We start from the raw sequence: 20,309 nt of genomic DNA, 5'->3' as shown, positions 1-20,309 counted from the left end.
CCCTTTTTTAATTCTGTGTGATTACAGCTTAGCTGCGATCATGTCTTCTAGTTTGCCTTGGTCAACGGCGAAGTTGCGGATACCTTCTGCAACTTTCTCAACTGCCATAGCATCTAGGTTGTGCTCCCATAGGAACTCAGCATGAGTCATTGGCGCTGGGCGCTCTTTCGAGCCCTTAGAGTCAACCAACTTCTCAACTACCTCACCTTCAGCCGCTTCTAGTTCAGCTAGAAGAGCAGGAGCGATAGTTAGACGGTCACAACCAGCAAGTTCTAGGATCTCGCCGATGTTACGGAAACTTGCGCCCATAACAACCGTGTTGTAGCCGTGCTCTTTGTAGTAGTTGTAGATGTCAGTTACTGAAATTACGCCTGGATCTTCAGATGCTTCGAAGTCACGACCTTCTTTCGCTTTGTACCAGTCCATGATACGACCAACGAATGGAGAGATTAGGAATACGCCAGCTTCAGCACATGCGCGAGCTTGTGCGAATGAGAATAGAAGCGTTAGGTTACAGTTGATGCCTTCTTTCTCTAGGATTTCAGCAGCACGGATACCTTCCCAAGTAGAAGCTAGTTTGATTAGGATGCGATCGTTAGTGATGCCTGCATCGTTGTACATTTTCACAAGCTGGCGAGCTTTAGCCACGCTGCCTTCTGTATCGTAAGAAAGACGAGCGTCTACTTCTGTTGAGATACGACCTGGAATCGTTGTCAGAATTTCTTTACCGATGTTTACAGCAAGCATGTCACAAGTGTCTTGAACTTGTTGTGCTTTATCATTGCTTTGCGCTTTTGCGTACTCGATAGAAGCATCGATCAGAGGCGCGTACTCTTCGATTTGAGCCGCTTTTAGGATAAGAGATGGGTTAGTTGTCGCATCTTCTGGTTGGTACTTTTTGATTGCGTCAATTTCACCAGTGTCCGCTACTACAGTCGTTAGTTTACGAAGTTGCTCTAACTTGTTGCTCATAATCGATCATCCTATATAAATGGGCTTAAGTGTGGTTATCTGAACCACAGCTTGTGCATTTGCAAGCGAGTCGGCCAATCGTCTCATCATAATTAACGAGACATCTGCTCAACCAACTACGGAAAATTTCGGTACCGAACATTTGCTCTGAACATATGATCGGTAGCTGAGTAAATGATGTGTCCATATTTATCCTATCCATGCTGAAAGTCAATCGGGGAAGCTGACTTATAGTGAGCTTCATCAACGTTTTTTTCTTGGATGTTTAGTCGTTGAACGAATTAAACGTTTGCCCTTATTGTTCAAGGCTTGAACAGTCATCTAAAAGTGACAAATTGCCACTGAGAAAATGTTATTGCAGTGAGCAAATGTAACGTTAAAATTGCTAGGTAACATATGCTAAGTCAATGAGCAGATGCTCACTACCGCATACAATGTCGATCCTCTAAAAGGGCGAGAAAACCATGAGCAGTTCTAACCAAGATATTTCTATTGAAAGCACAGACTTGTTGACGGAGATCTCCGTTGCTTATTATCAGGATGGTGCGACGCAAGAAGAAATATCAAAAAAATTCGCGATTTCACGTGCCAAAGTTGGCCGAATGCTAAAGCAGGCACGTGATGAAGGCATTGTCGAAATTACCGTAAAGTATCACCCAGTATTTAGCGCCAAAATTGAACAACGTCTAATTGAACGATTTGGTGTTAAGCGAGCATTGGTTGCGCTCGACCAGCCGAATGAAGAAGCACAACGATTGCAGGTTTCGGGCTTGGTTTCTAACTATTTAACCAGCACGCTCAAAAATGGCATGGTGGTGTCTGTAGGGCAGGGGCGAAACGTGTCTTCTGTCGCACATCACGTTGGTGTAATTACCCCGCGAGATTGTAAATTCGTGTGTGGCATCGGTGGTATTCACCCGCGTGGTGGTATGTTTAACGCCGACCATATTTGCCGACAGTTTGCGAAGAAATACGGTGGCACTTCTGAAACCTTGTACGCACCAGCTTATGCAGAAAACCGAGAGCAAAAAGTTGCGTTTATGCAAAACGCGACGGTCAAACAAACGCTAGATCTTGCACGTAAAGCTGATGTCGCTTTGGTCGGCATCGGTGATATGAGTGAAAACAGTTACATGGTTGACCTTGGTTGGTTTACTCCAGATGAAGTCGTGCAATCACGATTGATGCAAGGTGTTGTCGGAGACTTTGCTGGATATGATTTCTTTGATATTCATGGGAACGTGGCAAACACTGTCATGAGCGATCGAGTGATAGGTTTAGGGATTGATGAATTCCGCCCCATTGCTGAAGTCATCGCCATTGCCGCAGAAAACAGTAAACCTCTTGCGCTACTAGGAGCATTGAGAACTGGAGTTATTGATGTTATCGCGACGAGTGTGAGTAACGCACTTACCGTTTTGAACTTAGATGAGCAAATGCACGATAGCGAAGCATCAGAGGTTTAGCACAAATAATATGCAACTTATGTAATCAGGCTGCGAGGATTTATAGATCACTCGCAGCCTGATTTCGTTTGCAAGTTAAAAATATTCCTCAGGAGTAATTTGGAATTGATTACTCTGGAGGAAACCATGAAAAAAACACTTCTCGCAGCTGCACTATTTACGGGGTTAACTGGGGTTGCTCAAGCTGAGCAAAAGGTCGTTGCAGGCTACTTCGCTGATTGGCAATACGCGAATGCTGAAAACCCATACACAGTGAAAGACATCCCAGCGGACAACCTTACCCATATTATTTACGCATTTTTAAGCATGTGTGGTCCTCATACTGGTGCGTCGGAAACGGTTCAAAAGCTCGTTGCCAAACAATGCGAAGGCAAAGAACCTTACACCGCGATTCTTGTTGATACCGAAGCCGCGCTTGAGAAAGATTTTGGCCCAGTTTCTGTCAAAGTGCCTTACAAGGGGCATTTTGCTCAACTCGCTGAGCTTAAGAAGCAATATCCTGATTTAACAATTCTGCCTTCTTTTGGTGGCTGGACCATGTCTGAACCGTTTCACGCAATGGCGAAGAACAAGCAAGCGATGGATCAGTTCTCAAAAACGGCCGTCGAGTTAATTGCTCATTACGATTTCTTCGATGGGATCGATCTTGACTGGGAATACCCAGGTGGCGGCGGTTTAACCACATCGCCTTGGAACCCTGATACCAAACTGACCGATGAGCAGAAAGCGTTAGAACGTGATGCATTCACTTATCTTGTAAAAACCATGCGTGGTGACTTAGATGCATTAGCGAAACAAACAAAACGCGAATATGAGCTTTCTACGGCAGTGGGCGTTGGTTCAAAAGCGGCAGGCATTGATTGGAAAGCGGCACAACCTTACCTAACGAATATGTTCGCAATGACTTACGACTTTCTAGGTGGTTGGGGTCAACAAACTGGACATACGACTAACTTGCACGCTACCGAACGCAGCTGGTGGGGCATGGGCGCAGATGTTTTCATTAACCAGATGATTGAATTGGGTATCCCTAGTGAGAAGTTGGTGATTGGTGCTGCTTTCTATGGACGCGGCTGGCAAGGGACTAAAGACTTCTCCGGTGATTTGCCAACACAGGATTTGGTTTCAGAACAAGGTGCGCAGTTTGGTACTGGTGAGAATGGCTATTTCATGTTCTGGGATTTGATGAAGAACTACAGTGCTAAACAAGGTTACGAATACAAATATGACGAGCAATCACAAGCTCCTTATTTGTGGAATCCAGATAAGAAAGTTTTTATTTCGTTTGAAGATCAGCGTTCAATTAAAGCCAAAGCAGATTGGGCTAAACAAGCAAAACTCGGCGGTATTTTTACTTGGGAGCTGTCTGGCGATCCGAAAGGTGAGCTCGTCGAAGTGATGTATAAAGAAATGCAGAAGTAAGCATTCGAAGGCATCTTTTTCGCTGGTTTACGATGACACTAACGTAATAATGAAAACAAGCCGTTGTTATTCTGCGACGGCTTTTTCATTGCTGCTTTGTTGTGCAAATTCTATCAACGCCTCAAAAAGCAGTGGTTTGGAATAGAAGTAGCCTTGGATTAGGTCGCAACCACAAACAGCAAGCTGATCACGTTGTTGCTTTGTTTCTACACCTTCCGCTAAGACCTTCATACCAAAATTCTTACCAATGGCGATGATGTTTTGCACCATGTTGAGGGCTTTTTCGTCCTCTTCGATGTTATCGACAAAGCTTTTATCAATCTTTACCTCATCAATTGGAAGGGCTCTCAGCATACTCAAAGAAGAGTAACCCGTACCGAAGTCATCCAGTGAAATTTTAAAGCCTAATTGGTGTAAGCGTTCGCAAATCGGTGCGAACTTGTCCAAATCCTCAATGAACAAGTTTTCGGTTATCTCCAACGTAATTCGATTTTGGTCAACACCATGTTTTTCAATCGATGCAAGGAGATTGTCGACGAAGTTTACCTGAATAAATTGCTTGACCGATATGTTGATCGACATTTGAATCGGTTGGTGTGAAGTTGCCATCAACCTTGCCATATCAATAAGGCTTTTTTCTATTATCAACTCTCCCAGACGAACCATTAAACCAGAGCTTTCGGCCAAAGGAATAAATTCATTGGGTGGTACAAAACCAAGCTCTTCGTCTTGCCAGCGAATCAACGCTTCCACGCCATAAACCTGTCCATTTACGTTCAGTTGAGGCTGATAAACCATAAACAGGCTTTGTCTCTCGATGGCTAGTCTTAAACGCTGTTCGATGCGCATTTTGTGCAAGTGCTTTACATGCATCTGTTGGTCAAACAAGCTGTAGGTGTTTCGCTCTTTTTTCGCTTGGTACATCGCAATATCGGCTGAGCGAAGCAGTGCATCTAGGTTGTTGCCATGGGATGGGTAAAGTGCAATACCAATGCTGCAACTGAGTAAGAATTGGTTGTCTTTAACAATGTAAGGTTCGGATAAATAAGCGATGAGATCGCTAGCAAGCGTATTGATGCTGGCTTTATCTACGAGATTGACAAGAAGGATGAACTCATCACTGGCTTCTCGGATAATCAATCGTCCTTCCGCTTCAAACGTTTTTAGGCGCTGAGCAATTTGTTTTAACACTTCGTCGCCAAATTCATGGCCGTGTGTGTCGTTGACCGATTTAAAGTTATCGACATCAATAAACATCAGAGTAAAAGGGTTGGAAGCCCCTCCTAGCCAGCGACCGATGTGGGTTCGCAAATATTCACGATTGGGCAGGAGAGTGAGGTGGTCATGGTGCGCTTGATATAAGAGTTTCTCTCGCGTCGCCAATTCGTTGTTCGCAATGGAGCGGACGAGCGCATAAAAACCAGCTTGAATGAAAATGAATACGATGGAATAAAGAGCGAATTGCTCAAAGAATCCACTTTGGATATATCTGAGATCAGTAGATGAAGAAGCCCAAAGTTTATAGTCAGGCAAATACTTTAACGTCACGAGTTGATTGATTCTAGGATCATCTGCAACAATATTTACCGCGCTCGCTAGTGATTTGACAGTATCTCGGCTCCAGCCATATTTTTTGTCTACTTGCTCAAAAACGATTGATTTTTTATGGCCATCAGCAGGATGGTTATAACTGTAAACCGTCGCCTGCTCTGCGGATGTAAACGTTAAGTAGCCATCTTCACGTACTAGGGAAACGCGATTGTGCTCGTTGGCATGAATATCATTTCTAAAGACCAAGGAAGAATTCATTTTGAAGCCTGCCGTCATTACAGCAGTGACTCGTCCCTGTTTATCACGAATTGCTTTTCTAATTGGGATCACCAATGAATCGAGAGCAGGCATAAAATACGTGCGTCCAACGACCATATGATTAGATTCAAGTGCGGCAATGAATGTGTCTTTGGTTTGCGGATTTTGATTGAGGTTCTTTAGTTTTTGCAAATCTAAGTTGGAGCTTATTGCAAGGTAATCTCCTTGAGGGTTTGTTAAACCAAATGCAGCGATTGCTGGGTGGATACTCATAAGATTGTCTAGCAGCGGACGCATCTGAAGAGAGGCGGTGCGCGTGAAGTCATTTTGCTCAACAAGCTGATGACCGACAACTTCAAGAAGGGTTTCTTGTGCTTTAAAGAGTGAATCGACCGATGAAGCAAACAGCTCCAATTGTAAGAGCTGCTTGTCTTTGTATTTATCGAGGGTGGATTCGTAGTGATAATGACCAAATAAAGAAAACAAACCGACGCTAATTGCGAAAAGCGTTATGTACAGCGTCCAAATGTTCTTCTTTAATCCGATCATATTATTTTGATAGCTCCTAAATTAGCACTCGATAGGTAGGGATTGGTCTGCGCCCCATTCTGTCCATGACCCGTCATAAACCGATAGTTTTTGCATGCCTAGTTGATACGCTGCTAGTAACAAAATGCACGCAGTGACACCAGAACCACAACTGAAAATGATTGATTTATCATTATTTATTGTTAGTTCGCTAAATATCTGTTGCAACTCTGAATTTGGCTTAATGTGACCGTCCGTTAATAGTTCTTGAAACGGCAAGCAAACCGCATGCGGAATGTGCCCACTGCGTAGACCTTCTCGAGGTTCTGGCACTTCACCTAAAAAACGAGCCTTGGAACGAGCATCAATAATATTTGCACTTTGGTGATTTGAGTGGCTAAGAACCGCTTGGGCATCTAAAAATGCCTTTTCATCCAATTTGCCAGAAAAATTACCTAGTTCTTTGGGTTGTACAAGTGTGTCTACGACGGGGAAACCCGCGTCAATCCAAGCGGGTAAACCGCCATTCAAAACACGAACATTGTTATGCCCCATTGCTTTTAACATCCACCATGCTCTTGGTGCTGCTAGGGTGCCTGAGTTGTCATAGATCACGATGAGATCATCGTTATTCAGCCCCAACTGTTGTGCGCGGTTATTGAAGTCAGCTTCCGTTGGCATCATGTGGGGAAGGGGGGAATTCGGTAAACAAAAGTTATTGTCATAATCAAAACGCTGCGTACCAGAAATCCATTGGTTCTGAATTTTCTTTGTTTCGGATGGAATTTGAAAAGCAATGCTCGCATCTAAGAGCTTAAGGTTTGGTTTACCTAAGAGTGGTTGTAATTCATTGACAGTAATCAGTGCTTGCATGTTTTGTGCTTCCTTACCATGGCATGAAGCCGTTGTATAAATGAGCAGAATAGGCTTATTCGCATTTCAAAAATGTGAGCGGCTGCTCGAAGAGAGAACCTGTGGTTTGGTTGAATGTCACCGTTGAACCTACTGGGCAATTTACCGTTACAGGGACCGAGATAGGTGCTTGACCTTGTTCAGGTAAATCGATGGTTAAGTATCGGCGTTGTCCGTCAAGCGATTGAGTTAATGTATTACTTATCACCGTTGTAGTGACGGTTTGGTTTTTCTCTGATGATGTTAACCAAAGCACAAAAACTAACAGCAGTATGGTACCTGAAAAGACAAAAATGTAGGTTTTGGGGTTGTCCAACGTGTTTTCCCGCATCTTCAGTAATCCTTCTGTTTTACAATAAAAAAATCGCATGTTCAAAAGAACGATGCGATTTTTAAGTTAAAGTATGGACAATTATGCGGTAAAGCTTGTTGTTCGTACCGTTATTACCTTTCGGTTTGGTCAGAGACTACAACGTTAAGCTCGTATCACTGGTGGAAATAACTCGTCGAATTGGGTCAGTGCCATCGTAAAACCAAATCTCGACCAGTAAATCACCTTGGCTGTCAGAGATATTGAAATCAAAATCTGCTTGGCCATTGCTCAAGGGTATAGAAGCCACTTTGCTGGGGTAACTGGCTTTGTAGTTACCTGCGCTGTCTTCTTGGAAGTCCTTATACAAGCTTAAATGCGCACGTTGAGAAGAGAAACCACTGATATCGACACTAAGTGTGCCTTCTTTCACTGGATTGTAGTTAAAGCCTTCTGGTACCACTAAATCCTGCATGGTGGTCTCTTCTTCCGGAACCGTCACTGTTGTTGGAGGTGGTGCTGGTGGTGGTGTTGAACTATCATCGTCGCTGCTACTGCCGCCTCCACCACCGCCGCCACCGCCACATGCCGTTAGTGCTAATCCCATAATGATTGTGGTTAAGTATTTCATAATATTATCTCCCTATGGACGGTTGTAGCACTTGTCGGCTGTTGGTGATTGGTGCCAGGTTTCGCTCTCTGTACCTCCAGACTCAGCCCAAGTTTGGAATGCAGGGTAGGCTTCAACCATGTCAATTCGTTCTAAAGGCCACTCCCAGTCTTCTACAATAAGTAGAGCCCAAGGAAGGTAAGTTGCTGTTTTGAAGTAGTTGTTTGAGCCATTCAAACTTGCATCGACACCTCGGCCATATAAGGATGTATCGAATTGCTCAGTTGGTGCTTGTCCAGGTAAGTGCACTTCCCATTTACGACCTGGTTGGAAAGTGATGCCGTCGCCATGGTAAGTATTTGGTGTTGCAAAGATGAACGGGTCGTATGGCATATCGGTTATCGCAGATCGATCAGAACCTTCTGTAAAGTAGATGTTGAGGGTAAAATCCAACAGTGCAGTATTGGTATCACAGTCAAATTCGGTTCTAAAGAAAGTACATCCACCGCTGCTGCTTGCGTGAACACTCATGTCTTCACCAATGATAAATATTGCTTCATCAGAGATGCTTTCCAGTCCGTTTGACGCTTGCTCAACACCATCAAATGTCAGTGTTGTCAACGCGGTTTCGATACTGCTTCGTGATACACCAGGTAATCGAATAGCAAAGCCATTTTTATAGGTGGCACCGTAAGCGACCAATTTGCCCGAGATTTTGATGTTTTCGACATGACCAGCCAACGTGGTTTCTGTGATTTGTAGGTCAACAACGACATCATTCATGTCATAGTCCGCTGTATATGGCCAGTTGTCTTCATAAGCAACGGATGCGTAATCGTCTACTGCTGGGAAGTGCTCCACAGCGTAACCATTAGCCGTTATTGTGATTGGGTGATCTTCCACCTCGCCTGATGTTGAACCACCATCATAATTAAGGTCAGTTTGTTGACTAAAACGGAAACGGCTCCAGCTTGAACCGGCGGTCGCAGCGGCAGAAACAACAAACGGAAGGGAGTTGCTACCCGCAGCGAGAAGCTCATTGGTGAAGACTTGCTCGCCATCATCATCAAAGTCACCATCGCGGTTCCAGTCAAACCAAGCGGATAGATAGCCTGTTGTTGATGCGGTTACTTCGATAACGGAACTCAAGCCTGGGTCGAGAGCAGCAACAAAACCAACGCCATCTTCATCGGCAGCACCAACTGCGTTGTCGTCTGCTTGCCCATCAGAATCACCGTCTGGACCGACAGACCCGAGCCAAGTAACGTCATCGACTTCGTGACGTGGACCATTTGAAGCAAGCGTTGTACTGTAAGTGTCCGGTGCGTCACCAAAGTCGATCGGATCGTCTTCGTCAATCACAGGCGCATTGGCACATCGAGCACCGTCATTTTGGCTTGAACTTGGGCCGTTAGAAACAAACTCGACCGCAGGAACAATGCCGGCAGCGATATTGGCGGAATTGCCGGCTGATAGGTCAATGCGATAGATTTTTCCGTCTTGGTTGCGTGATACGTAATAGTTGCCGTTAACATCGAAATAACCAGCACCAAATGTACCTAACTCGCCTGTATCACCTATCGCAGTCGTATTACCATTCGATGGGTTGAACTGGTACAGCACTCCAGAATTATTGTCGATGCCGTAAAGGGAACCGTCGCCTGGATGGAATGCAAAGTCGGTTAGGTTCACCGTCGCTGTTGAACTAATTTTCACGATGCTCAATGTCGCATTTGGATCAGAATCGAGTGGAGAAAGGTCAATGGAGAAAAGTCCTTTGCCTTTGCGGTACAAGTAGTAGACGTGGTTGTAAACGTCACCTACGTAAAACGTGTGGTCGGTAGGAAGACCAGAAACATCAAGCGTCTCTGCTTGGAAGTCTTGACCAAGACGAACAATCTTTTTATTTGTGGTGTCGTAGCCGTAGATATAACGGTCAGTGAAGTTAAAACCTACACCGTTAATGCCCGAAGCCAAACCTGTGTCGTCCTCTAAAAGAGTCGTAGAACCTGTAACCAAATTGACGCCATAGATTTGAACCGGGGTTGATTGGAACAAATATGCCTTGCTTGGGCAGGTATCAAACGGTGCAGCGTTGACGTATGCGCTTACCAGAAGAGACCCGAGTAGTAGTGATGTCCTTTTCATGATTCGCCCTCTCATTGATTTGTAATATATGCAATGAAAGGAATGTGCCACTTTTAAGTTGTTGATATATAAGAATTAAGTTTTCCGCTTTTTGCAATTTCTAATCTGAAAGTCAAAATGAAAATTTAATTGATGTCGATTTCTGAAAATTTAAAACCACTCTGGGGCAATCGTTAAATGTAGCGATGCTTAAGTTTAGGTTTTAATGCGTGGCGGGGTAATTTTGAACAAACTTTCCACCTAAGCCCCTTTTTTATGCATGGTCTTTTCGGTGTGTATGGTGTGATTTTGTGTATCTAATTTTATAGATTATGCATTGTTTTGCATATTTTCCATATGTGCTTTTGTTTAAGCGCCTGAGCTAACTTGGCCTAGATTGCTTTACAAGAAAAGATTCTAATTAAAGTATGTTGTATTTATGCATGAGTTAATGGTTATCATTATCAAACATTTGATGAGTCTAACAATAGAAATAACTGAAATTTATAACCTATTTAAATGTCATGAATAACTATAATCAATATAAACTATAATGCCATTAGTTTATATAAAACCTAATTAGTTTGATTGATGTAATGTTATTTATATTTTGACATGAAATTTCTTTCAATCTCAAATGCTAAGAACTAATGTTTTTCCAAATTAGAAGGAGAGCTTTTGATATGGAAAAACACTTACCATTGATTATAAATGGTCAAATAGTTTCTACTGAAGAAAAAGGTTATGAGATCACTTTTGAAGAAAAAAAAGTAAAGATAGATTCTCTGAACCATGAAATTTTGTCACAAATACTTCATTATGACTTTTTGAGTGATCTAAATGTAAATAATATTATCAATTTTCTTTATACAGTAGGCCAACGTTGGAAGAATGAAGAATACTCAAGAAGAAGAGCATACATTAGGACTCTAATTACTTATTTAGGTTACTCACCACAAATGGCGAAGTTAGAGGCAAATTGGATCGCGATGATTCTCTGCTCTAAAAGTGCCTTGTACGACATTATTAATACAGAACTTGGGTCTGCTCATATTCAGGATGAATGGTTGCCTCAAGGAGAGTGCTATGTAAAAGCCTTTCCGAAAGGACGAGTCATGCATTTGCTTGCGGGTAATGTCCCTCTCTCTGGTGTGACATCGATATTGCGCGGCATCTTGACCAAGAATCAATGTATCGTTCGAATGTCGGCTTCTGATCCGTTTACTGCCCATGCGCTAGTAATGAGCTTCATTGATGTGAACCCAGAACACCCGATTTCCAAGTCACTCTCCGTCGTCTATTGGCCCCATAAGGCAGATACGACAATTGCGGAAGAGCTAATTAGTCATATGGATGCAGTTGTTGCTTGGGGCGGGCAGGATGCAATTGATTGGGCCGTTAAGCATTCGCCTTCACACATTGATGTTTTGAAGTTTGGTCCTAAAAAAAGTTTTACCATTTTAGATGAACCGACCAACTTAGATGAGGCCGCTTCCGGCGTCGCTCATGATATTTGCTTTTATGACCAAAATGCTTGCTTCTCTACTCAAAATATATATTTTTGTGGGAATAACTACGAAGCTTTTAAAGATAAGTTAGTAGAAAAACTATGTCTTTATGAAAATATACTCCCTAAGTCCAAGCAAAGCTTTGATGAAGAGGCTTTATTTTCCTTTACTCGGCTAGAGTGTCAATTCTCAGGTCTCAATGTTATATCGGAACCAGATAATAAGTGGATGATTATAGAATCAGAAGCTGGTGTTGAATATAACCATCCTTTAAGTCGTTGTGTTTATATTCACAAAATAAACAAGGTTGAAGATGTTGTTGATTATATCGCTAAGCATAAAACTCAAACAATTTCGTTCTACCCTTGGGATGCATCAATTAAATACCGAGATGTATTTGCTCAAAAAGGTGTTGAGCGAATAGTTGAATCCGGAATGAACAATATATTTAGAGCAGGCGGCGCACATGATGCGATGCGACCACTACAACGTTTAGTTCGATTTGTGTCTCATGAAAGGCCATATAGTTTCACCACCAAGGATGTATCTGTAGAAATAGAGCAAACCCGATTTCTTGAAGAAGATAAGTTCTTGGTTTTCGTCCCTTAAATAAGGAAATTTATAATGAAAAACCAATGCAAGACTATTTCTCACGTGCTGAGCGTGAATAATGGTCAGGAAATTCATGTCTGGGAAACACTACCGAATGAAAGTGTGCCCCAAAAAAATAATACCATTCTTATTGCTTCTGGGTTTGCCAGAAGAATGGATCATTTCGCAGGTCTCGCTGAATACTTGTCTGAAAATGGGTTCCATGTTTTCCGTTATGACTCACTTCACCATGTGGGTTTGAGTTCAGGTACCATCGATGAGTTTACGATGACCACCGGAAAAAACAGTTTATGCACGGTCTATCACTGGCTGCAACAAAAGGGCACGTCGAACATCGGCCTCATTGCGGCAAGTTTGTCAGCTCGTGTGGCGTATGAGGTCATTGCTGATCTTGAACTGTCTTTCCTCATTACTGCTGTTGGTGTCGTCAATCTGCGTGACACGCTGGAAAAAGCACTTGGGTTTGATTATCTCAGCTTACCTATCGATGAGCTGCCAAACGATCTTGATTTCGAAGGGCACAAGCTTGGCTCTGAAGTGTTTGTTCGAGATTGTTTTGAACATCATTGGGATACATTGGAATCTACGCTTGCCAAGGTGGCCAATACGTCCGTTCCGTTAATTGCTTTTACTGCCAACAACGATGATTGGGTAGAGCAAGAGGAAGTGTACGGTATGCTCGGAAAGATCAGTAGTGGCAATTGCAAACTGTACTCCCTGCTTGGGAGCTCCCACGACTTAGGTGAGAACTTAGTCGTCCTCCGCAACTTTTATCAATCCGTGACGAAAGCCGCGATCGCGATGGATAGCGGTCGTTTAGAAATCGATGTTGATTTTGTCGAGCCTGACTTCGAGCAGCTCACCATCGCGACGGTCAATGAGCGCCGTCTAAAAGCAGAAATCGAAAGTCGCTCGCCAGAAATGGCTTAACGCTTACCCGTAACACCAATAAATAAGGAAACGTTATGAAATTTGGAAATTTCCTTCTCACTTACCAACCACCTGAGTTAGATCAGACAGAAGTGATGAAGCGATTGGTTAATCTTGGCAAAGCCTCTGAAGGTTGTGGTTTCGATACCGTTTGGCTACTAGAACATCATTTTACCGAGTTCGGGTTATTAGGTAACCCATATGTGGCTGCCGCGCACTTACTTGGTGCGACTCAAAGCCTTAATGTTGGTACCGCTGCGATTGTATTACCAACGGCACATCCTGTTCGACAAGCTGAAGACGTGAACTTGCTTGATCAAATGTCGAAAGGGCGATTCCGCTTTGGTATTTGTCGCGGGTTGTATGATAAAGACTTTCGTGTATTTGGTACTGACATGGATAACAGCCGTGCGTTGATGGATTGTTGGTATGACTTGATGAAGGAAGGTTTTAACGAAGGTTACATGGCGGCAGACAACGAGCATATCAAGTTTCCCAGAGTCCAACTGAATCCAGCAGCACATACTAAAGGCGGAGCTCCAGTTTATGTGGTAGCAGAGTCAGCATCGACAACGGAGTGGGCAGCACAACGCGGTCTACCGATGATTTTAAGTTGGATCATCAACACGCATGAAAAGAAAGCCCAGCTCGATCTTTACAATGAAATCGCGGCGGAGCATGGCTACGACGTTACCAAAATTGACCACTGCCTGTCTTACATTACTTCGGTTGATCATGACTCAGAGAAAGCCAAAGACATTTGCCGAAACTTCCTTGGCCATTGGTATGACTCTTACGTGAATGCCACTACCATTTTTGACGACTCCAATCAGACCAAAGGGTACGACTTTAACAAAGGCCAATGGCGCGATTTTGTTTTGAAAGGTCATAAAGACACGAATCGTCGTATTGATTACAGCTACGAAATCAATCCAGTAGGCACGCCTGAAGAATGCATCGCAATTATCCAGCAGGATATTGATGCTACGGGCATCAACAACATTTGCTGCGGCTTTGAAGCTAACGGTTCAGAAGAAGAAATCATCGCATCTATGAAGCTCTTTCAATCTGATGTGATGCCATACCTCAAAGAGAAACAGTAATAATTATTTTCGATAAGGAAAGGGACATGAAATTTGGATTATTCTTCCTCAATTTTTTGAACTCAAAACGCTCTTCAGACCAAGTCATTGAAGAGATGTTAGATACCGCTCATTACGCTGACCAACTTAGCTTTGATACTGTTGCTGTGTATGAAAATCATTTTTCGAACTATGGAGCCGTTGGGGCACCGTTGACGGTTGCGGGTTTTTTACTTGGTATGACTCAACATCTCAAAGTCGCTTCTTTGAATCATGTCATCACCACTCATCATCCTGTCCGCGTTGCCGAAGAGGCTTGCTTGCTTGATCAAATGAGTGAAGGGCGCTTTGTTTTTGGATTTAGTGATTGCGAAAAAAGTACTGATATGCGTTTCTTCAATCGTCCGACCGATGCGCAATTTAAGGTGTTTGAAGCATGTTATGAAATCATCAATGATGCTTTTTCAACGGGTTATTGCCACCCAGACAACGATTTTTTCAGTTTTCCAAAAATTTCTGTAAATCCACATGCTTATACCGAAGGCGGTCCCGCTCAGTTTGTGAATGCCACAAGTAAAGAAGTGGTCGAATGGGCAGCGAAGCGAGGTCTCGCTCTTGTGTTTAAGTGGGATGACTCCAATGCACTACGCCAAGAATACGCGATGCTTTACAACGATATTGCAAACGAACACGGTGTGGATATTGCGAGCGTACGTCATAAGCTGACTCTTTTAGTCAACCAGAATCCTGATGGTGACAAAGCAAGAGCAGAAACGCATGAGTACTTAGCAGAGTATGTTCGCGAATCTTACCCAAATAGTGACTTCTCCACAAAAATGTCCGAATTGTTGTCTGAAAATGCAATTGGTACTTATGAAGAAAGTACACAAGCAGCACGTATCGCAATCGAATGCTGTGGTGCTTCTGATGTATTGATGTCATTTGAGTCAATCGCAGATAAGACGCAGCAAAGAGCGGTCATCGATGTTGTGAATGCCAATATTGTGAAATACCACGCTTAAGCTCATACCAACGCATAAAGGGGCTACATTGACGCCCCTTTCTCCATCTCTATGCGCAATCGCGCTTATTTATATAGGCATTTATATGGACGTACTTTCAGCGGTCAAGCAGGAAAATATCGCGGCAAGCACAGAAATCGATGACTTGATTTTTATGGGTACACCGCAGCAGTGGTCTTTGCAGCAACAAAAGCAATTGACTGCTCGCCTCGTCACAGAGGCGTACCGACATCATTACCAGAATAACGAGGAATATCGCCAATTTTGTCAATCATTAGGCGTGACAAGCGATATCTCTGACCTTAATGATATTCCCGTTTTCCCAACTTCAATTTTTAAACTAAGAACGTTGCTTACGATTGATGACACTGACGTTGAAAATCGATTCACAAGCAGTGGTACCAGTGGAATAAAAAGTGTGGTTGCTAGAGACCGACTGAGCATAGAGCGCCTGCTTGGTTCGGTCAATTTCGGTATGAACTATGTCGGTGACTGGTTCGATCATCAAATGGAACTGGTCAACTTAGGCCCTGACCGTTTTAACGCCAATAATATTTGGTTTAAATACGTGATGAGTTTGGTGGAGCTGCTCTATCCGACGGCTTTTACGGTGAACGAAGATGAAATCGATTTCGAAGCCACGTTAGCAAATATGGCGCGGATTAAAGAAAAGGGTAAGACAATCTGTCTTATTGGTCCTCCTTATTTTATCTACTTGCTTTGCCACTTCATGCGTGAACAAGGGCAGGATTTCAATGGTGGCAGTGAGCTCTATATTATTACCGGTGGGGGCTGGAAGAAGCACCAAGACCAATCACTCGACCGAGAGGCTTTTAATCAGCTTCTGCTAGACACTTTTGGCTTAGATAGCACGCAGCAGATCCGAGATACCTTCAACCAAGTGGAGCTAAATACCTGCTTTTTTGAAGACAACGAACATAAAAAGAGAGTGCCTCCTTGGGTGTTCGCTAGAGCGTTGAACCCTATTACGCTCAAACCCGTGCCTAATGGAGAGCCGGGCCTAATGAGTTATATGGATGCATCAGCGGTGAGCTACCCTTGTTTTTTGGTCACTGATGATATCGGAATTGTAAGAGAAGAGCAGGGTGACAGGCCTGGCACAACGGTTGAGATCGTCAGACGAGTTAATACTAGAGGGCTAAAGGGATGTGCACTTAGCCTGTCTCAAGCCATTACAGTGAAGGACGTGAAGGAATAAATGCCATGTTATGTACGATAGAAAAGATAGAACCACTGACTAGCTGTATCTTCCGTGTGGTTTTAAAACCGGACCAACCTTTTGATTTTAAAGCAGGCCAATACATTAACGTCAGCTTAAGCTTCGGCAGCCTGCCGTTTTCTATCGCCTCTTGCCCGTCTGAAGGTGGGTTTCTGGAACTTCATATTGGAGGCTCAGAACTGCGCAATAAAAATATTCTCGTGATGGAAGAGCTGACTAATGCTTGGTTCAGCGGTAAAAAGTTAGAAGTGAGTGAAGCAAGAGGCGAAGCTTGGCTGCGAAGCCAAAGTGTAAAACCACTGTTACTTGTGGCTGGTGGGACGGGCATGTCATACACGCTGAGCATTTTAAGAAACAGTCTGCAGCGCGGGTTTACCCAACCGATCTATGTCTATTGGGGAGCAAAGGACATGGACAATCTCTACGTGCATGATGAGCTCGTTGATATTGCGCTAGAAAACAAAAATGTCAGCTATGTCCCTATTACTGAAGTTTCAAATTCACCTCAATATGCAAAGCATGGACAAGTGCTCGATTGCGTGATGAATGATTTTCGCAATCTATCTGAGTTCGATATCTACTTATGTGGTCCTGGGAAGATGGTGGAAGTCGCTCGAAATTGGTTTTGTAAGGAAAGAGGCGCGGAACTCGACCAACTATACGCTGACGCATTCGCTTACTTATAACAAGTTTCAAGGAGAAGAAATCATGAGTTCTACATCACTTTTAGAAGAGTTTGGTAATCCGCTGCAAAGAGTCGAAAGGGCGATTGAGGCATTGAAAAATGGAAACGGTGTTTTATTAATGGATGATGAGAACCGAGAAAACGAAGGTGACCTCATTTTTTCAGCGCAGCACCTTACTGATCAACAAATGGCGTTAATGATAAGAGAGTGCAGTGGTATTGTGTGTCTGTGCTTAACTCAAGAACGAGCGAACTGGTTGGAATTGCCTCCTATGGTCGAAGATAACCGAAGTAAAAACCAAACAGCTTTTACGGTGTCTATTGAGGCGAAACAAGGTGTGACAACCGGTGTATCAGCAAAAGACCGTGTGACAACGGTAAAAACAGCGATCTACTTTGACGCTCAACCAGATGATCTTGCAAGGCCTGGGCACGTGTTTCCTTTGGTTGCCAAAACCAATGGTGTATTGACTCGTCGAGGCCATACGGAAGGGACGATTGACTTAATGTATCTTGCTAACCTTGTTCCATCCGGTGTGCTATGCGAACTGACCAACTCAGACGGCACTATGGCAAAGCTTCCTGAAACCATTGCTTTTGCAAAACGTCATGAGATGCCAGTTTTGACAATAGAAGACATTGTTGAATATCGGACGGGGATAGATCTACGAAATGAATATGAAAGCAGCCCAATGAATGAGGTGAGCTTAACGTAGTCAAATTTAATCCTTAACGCTCCTTTTGTTCAGTGCCTACGCTGACTTTTCCGCCCTTCCTCGGGCGGCTTTTTCGTTTTAGGGCGATAAAAATTAACCCGCAATGAGCGGGCTAATCAATGTTGCATTGAATGGTTTAGCTACATACAGGGCAGCTTGGCATTTTCATTAGGTTCATTTCTCGCCAAGACATGCTGAGCGCGTCCAAAATCAGAATTTTGCCTTTCTTTGGTTGGCCGTAATCAGCAATCACTTTGATCGCCTCCATCGCTTGAACGGCGCCAACAATACCCACAACAGGAGCCATGACTCCGGCTTCGACACAACTTAACGCACCGCTGCCGAAGAGGGCACTTAAGCACTGGTAACATGGTTGCGCAGGGTCATCGTAAGTAAACACACTCACTTGGCCTTCCATACGAATGGCCGCGCCTGAAATTAGCGATGTTTTGGTCGCAAAACATAGGCGGTTAAGTTGATTGCGCGTATCGACGTTATCTGATGCATCGACAACAATAGTGTGTTGCTTAATCAGGCTCTCTAACGCTTTATCATCAAGACGTTTTGCGATGGTATCTACGATAATGTGCGGGTTAAGCTCACGTAGTGCATCGGCCGCTGAGTCTACCTTCTTACGACCAATATCTGCATCGTGGTGTAGCACTTGGCGCTGAAGGTTAGACAACTCGACGATATCATCATCAATCAGCGTGATTTTACCGACACCAGCAGTCGCCAAATATTGGCTTGATGCACAACCTAAACCCCCAGCACCAAGCATCAATACTGATGATTGTTTGAGTGCTTCTTGTCCATCAAAATCAAACTGACGAAGAATGATTTGGCGGTTGTAACGCAGCATTTCCTGATCGGAAAGAATATCCACAACGTCTTCCTAGTAAAGGGTTGAGTTGAAAAGTTGAATCTGAACCGTTTCGCCCACTTCAACTCGGCCGCGTTCACGTTCCAACACAACAAAACAGTTGGCTAGGCTCATTGAGCGGAATGCGCCAGAGCTTTGGTTGCCGGTTGTTTCAACCACAAACTTGCCATCTTCCAATGTGTAGATACCACGTTGGTAATCGGTACGACCTGGCGCTTTCTTAAAGGCGGTTTTGGTTGTTGCTGGAATAGATTCGGGTGCTTTCCATTCTGTATGGCCTGCAAGTTTTGCCAGCATTGGTTGAACAAGTACGTACATAGTTAGCACGGCAGAAACCGGGTTACCAGGCAGTCCACAGAACCAAGCTGTACTTAGCTTACCAAATGCGAAAGGTTTACCCGGCTTGATTGCTAGCTTCCAGAAGCCAATTTCACCAAGCTCTTCAAGAATGTCTTTGGTGTAATCCGCTTCGCCGACGCTAACACCACCAGAGGTCACAACGACATCAGCCAACGTTTGCGCTTGTTCAAAGGTCGCTTTTAGAGTCTCTGGGCAATCAGGAATGATGCCAAGATCTACGGCTTCACAACCGAAGTTCTCAATAAGCGGTTTAATACCGTAACGGTTACTGTCGTAGATTTGGCCTTCGTCTAATGGTTCGCCCAGTGGTTTAAGCTCATCACCAGTAGAGAAGAAAGCAACTTTTGGCTTACGTACTACTGTCACGTGGCTAACACCAAGAGACGCAATCATCGGAATATCGCGAGGTGTCAAACGTGCACCTTTTGCCAGTACGATGTCGCCTTGTTTGATGTCGTCACCTGTTGGGCGGATGTTGTTTTTCGGCTTCACGTCAGTTTGGTTGAACTGAATGCCAGCATCCGTTACTTCTGTGTTTTCTTGCATGATAACGGCATCACAACCCTGTGGGATTTTTGCGCCAGTCATGATGCGAACACAGGTACCTTGAGGCCATTCACCTTCAAAAGGTTGTCCTGCAAATGATTTACCTGCCAGAGGCAATACGGAAGACGACTCAAGATCTTGAATGCGAATAGCGTAGCCATCCATTGCTGAGTTATCGAATGGCGGTACGTGAATAGGTGACAAGATGTCTTCTGCCAGTACAAAACCGAGTGCTTCAGCAAGTTGAAGAGAAAGCGTTGTTTGGATAGGTTTGATTCGCGATAGCATTTTGTCCATCGCGTCTTCAATTGGCATCAAGCCAGGTGCGTCGCAGCAGCCCATTGAGAAAATCCTGTGTTCTTTTGTTTTGTGGCAACTTTACCATAAAAAGGGGACTGAGTAAGAATGTCCACCTATAAAATATGGGTGTAATTATTCAAAAATCCGAGTATCCTTGTCAGCCATCCAAAAGGGGTAAAATCCTTGTGGAGGTCAATAAAATCAGCTCAGTAACTTCATTTGATGTGCCTTAGTGTAAAGACACGAACTGAGCAGCTCAAAGCGAAAAA

The 20,309-nt window shown here is 43.8% G+C and carries 17 protein-coding genes; 9 read left to right on the top strand and 8 right to left on the bottom strand.

The genetic code is table 11. From position 1 onward, the window contains the following. Nucleotides 1–21: 21 nt before the first annotated feature. Complete coding sequence (gene tal, locus L1076_RS14000; RefSeq protein ID WP_038873776.1) at nt 22–972, bottom strand: transaldolase; 951 nt, start codon at nt 970–972, stop codon at nt 22–24. Between the two features lie 464 nt (nt 973–1,436). Here tal and L1076_RS13995 point away from each other — a divergent pair, with 464 nt between their 5' ends. Continuing rightward, nucleotides 1,437–2,438 carry a sugar-binding transcriptional regulator gene (locus L1076_RS13995; RefSeq protein WP_038873779.1) on the top strand — a complete coding sequence of 334 codons (1,002 nt, stop codon included), beginning with the start codon at nt 1,437–1,439 and terminating at the stop codon, nt 2,436–2,438. Between the two features lie 126 nt (nt 2,439–2,564). Beyond that, the gene (locus tag L1076_RS13990; RefSeq protein WP_104038183.1) at nt 2,565–3,860 is read left to right on the top strand and encodes a glycoside hydrolase family 18 protein; all 1,296 of its coding nucleotides are present in this window, start codon (nt 2,565–2,567) and stop codon (nt 3,858–3,860) included. A gap of 66 nt (nt 3,861–3,926) precedes the next feature. Here the strand turns inward: L1076_RS13990 and L1076_RS13985 are convergent, their stop codons facing one another. The 5 genes from L1076_RS13985 to L1076_RS13965 form a co-directional block, all read right to left on the bottom strand. Next, the gene (locus tag L1076_RS13985) at nt 3,927–6,218 is read right to left on the bottom strand and encodes an EAL domain-containing protein (protein WP_237303814.1); all 2,292 of its coding nucleotides are present in this window, start codon (nt 6,216–6,218) and stop codon (nt 3,927–3,929) included. A 21-nt stretch (nt 6,219–6,239) separates the two neighbouring features. Further along, nucleotides 6,240–7,070: a sulfurtransferase gene (locus L1076_RS13980; protein WP_039977716.1), complete on the bottom strand. Its 831-nt coding sequence runs from the start codon at nt 7,068–7,070 to the stop codon at nt 6,240–6,242. A 55-nt stretch (nt 7,071–7,125) separates the two neighbouring features. Beyond that, a complete protein-coding gene (locus L1076_RS13975) occupies nt 7,126–7,425 on the bottom strand; it encodes a hypothetical protein (protein ID WP_038873795.1) in 300 nt (99 codons plus the stop codon). Nucleotides 7,426–7,576: 151 nt separating this feature from the next. Then, nucleotides 7,577–8,050, bottom strand: a complete 474-nt coding sequence (locus L1076_RS13970) for a hypothetical protein (protein WP_104026461.1) — start codon at nt 8,048–8,050, stop codon at nt 7,577–7,579. A gap of 12 nt (nt 8,051–8,062) precedes the next feature. Beyond that, nucleotides 8,063–10,177 (bottom strand): LruC domain-containing protein, encoded by a 2,115-nt coding sequence (locus L1076_RS13965; protein WP_237303813.1) that lies wholly within the window; start codon nt 10,175–10,177, stop codon nt 8,063–8,065. A gap of 662 nt (nt 10,178–10,839) precedes the next feature. Here L1076_RS13965 and L1076_RS13960 point away from each other — a divergent pair. The 7 genes from L1076_RS13960 to ribB all read left to right on the top strand — a co-directional run bounded on the left by L1076_RS13960 (nt 10,840) and on the right by ribB (nt 17,951). Further along, nucleotides 10,840–12,273, top strand: a complete 1,434-nt coding sequence (locus tag L1076_RS13960; protein WP_045407785.1) for an aldehyde dehydrogenase family protein — start codon at nt 10,840–10,842, stop codon at nt 12,271–12,273. Nucleotides 12,274–12,288: 15 nt separating this feature from the next. Next, complete coding sequence (locus tag L1076_RS13955; RefSeq protein ID WP_045407783.1) at nt 12,289–13,206, top strand: acyl transferase; 918 nt, start codon at nt 12,289–12,291, stop codon at nt 13,204–13,206. A 35-nt stretch (nt 13,207–13,241) separates the two neighbouring features. Beyond that, on the top strand, nt 13,242–14,309 hold the full coding sequence (locus L1076_RS13950) for an alkanal monooxygenase (RefSeq protein ID WP_237303812.1): 1,068 nt from the start codon (nt 13,242–13,244) through the stop codon (nt 14,307–14,309). A 26-nt stretch (nt 14,310–14,335) separates the two neighbouring features. Next, nucleotides 14,336–15,310: an alkanal monooxygenase gene (locus L1076_RS13945; RefSeq protein WP_038875363.1), complete on the top strand. Its 975-nt coding sequence runs from the start codon at nt 14,336–14,338 to the stop codon at nt 15,308–15,310. 85 nt (nt 15,311–15,395) lie between these two features. Then, on the top strand, nt 15,396–16,529 hold the full coding sequence (locus L1076_RS13940) for a long-chain fatty acid--CoA ligase (RefSeq protein ID WP_237303811.1): 1,134 nt from the start codon (nt 15,396–15,398) through the stop codon (nt 16,527–16,529). A 5-nt stretch (nt 16,530–16,534) separates the two neighbouring features. Further along, nucleotides 16,535–17,236, top strand: a complete 702-nt coding sequence (gene fre / locus L1076_RS13935) for an NAD(P)H-flavin reductase (protein ID WP_038873089.1) — start codon at nt 16,535–16,537, stop codon at nt 17,234–17,236. Between the two features lie 22 nt (nt 17,237–17,258). Beyond that, nucleotides 17,259–17,951, top strand: coding sequence for a 3,4-dihydroxy-2-butanone-4-phosphate synthase (ribB, locus tag L1076_RS13930; protein ID WP_038875358.1), 693 nt, complete (start codon nt 17,259–17,261; stop codon nt 17,949–17,951). A gap of 136 nt (nt 17,952–18,087) precedes the next feature. On the opposite strand, the gene moeB is transcribed toward ribB, so the two are convergent. Continuing rightward, nucleotides 18,088–18,837, bottom strand: a complete 750-nt coding sequence (gene moeB / locus L1076_RS13925; RefSeq protein ID WP_104034879.1) for a molybdopterin-synthase adenylyltransferase MoeB — start codon at nt 18,835–18,837, stop codon at nt 18,088–18,090. 9 nt (nt 18,838–18,846) lie between these two features. Beyond that, entirely contained in the window at nt 18,847–20,082 is a 1,236-nt protein-coding gene (moeA, locus tag L1076_RS13920) for a molybdopterin molybdotransferase MoeA (RefSeq protein WP_237303810.1), read from the bottom strand. Between the last annotated feature and the right edge of the window lie 227 nt (nt 20,083–20,309).

This window comes from Vibrio sp. MMG023 (assembly GCF_021654215.1).
GTDB lineage: Bacteria > Pseudomonadota > Gammaproteobacteria > Enterobacterales > Vibrionaceae > Vibrio > Vibrio jasicida.
This window is presented reverse-complemented; position numbering and strand designations above follow the sequence as displayed.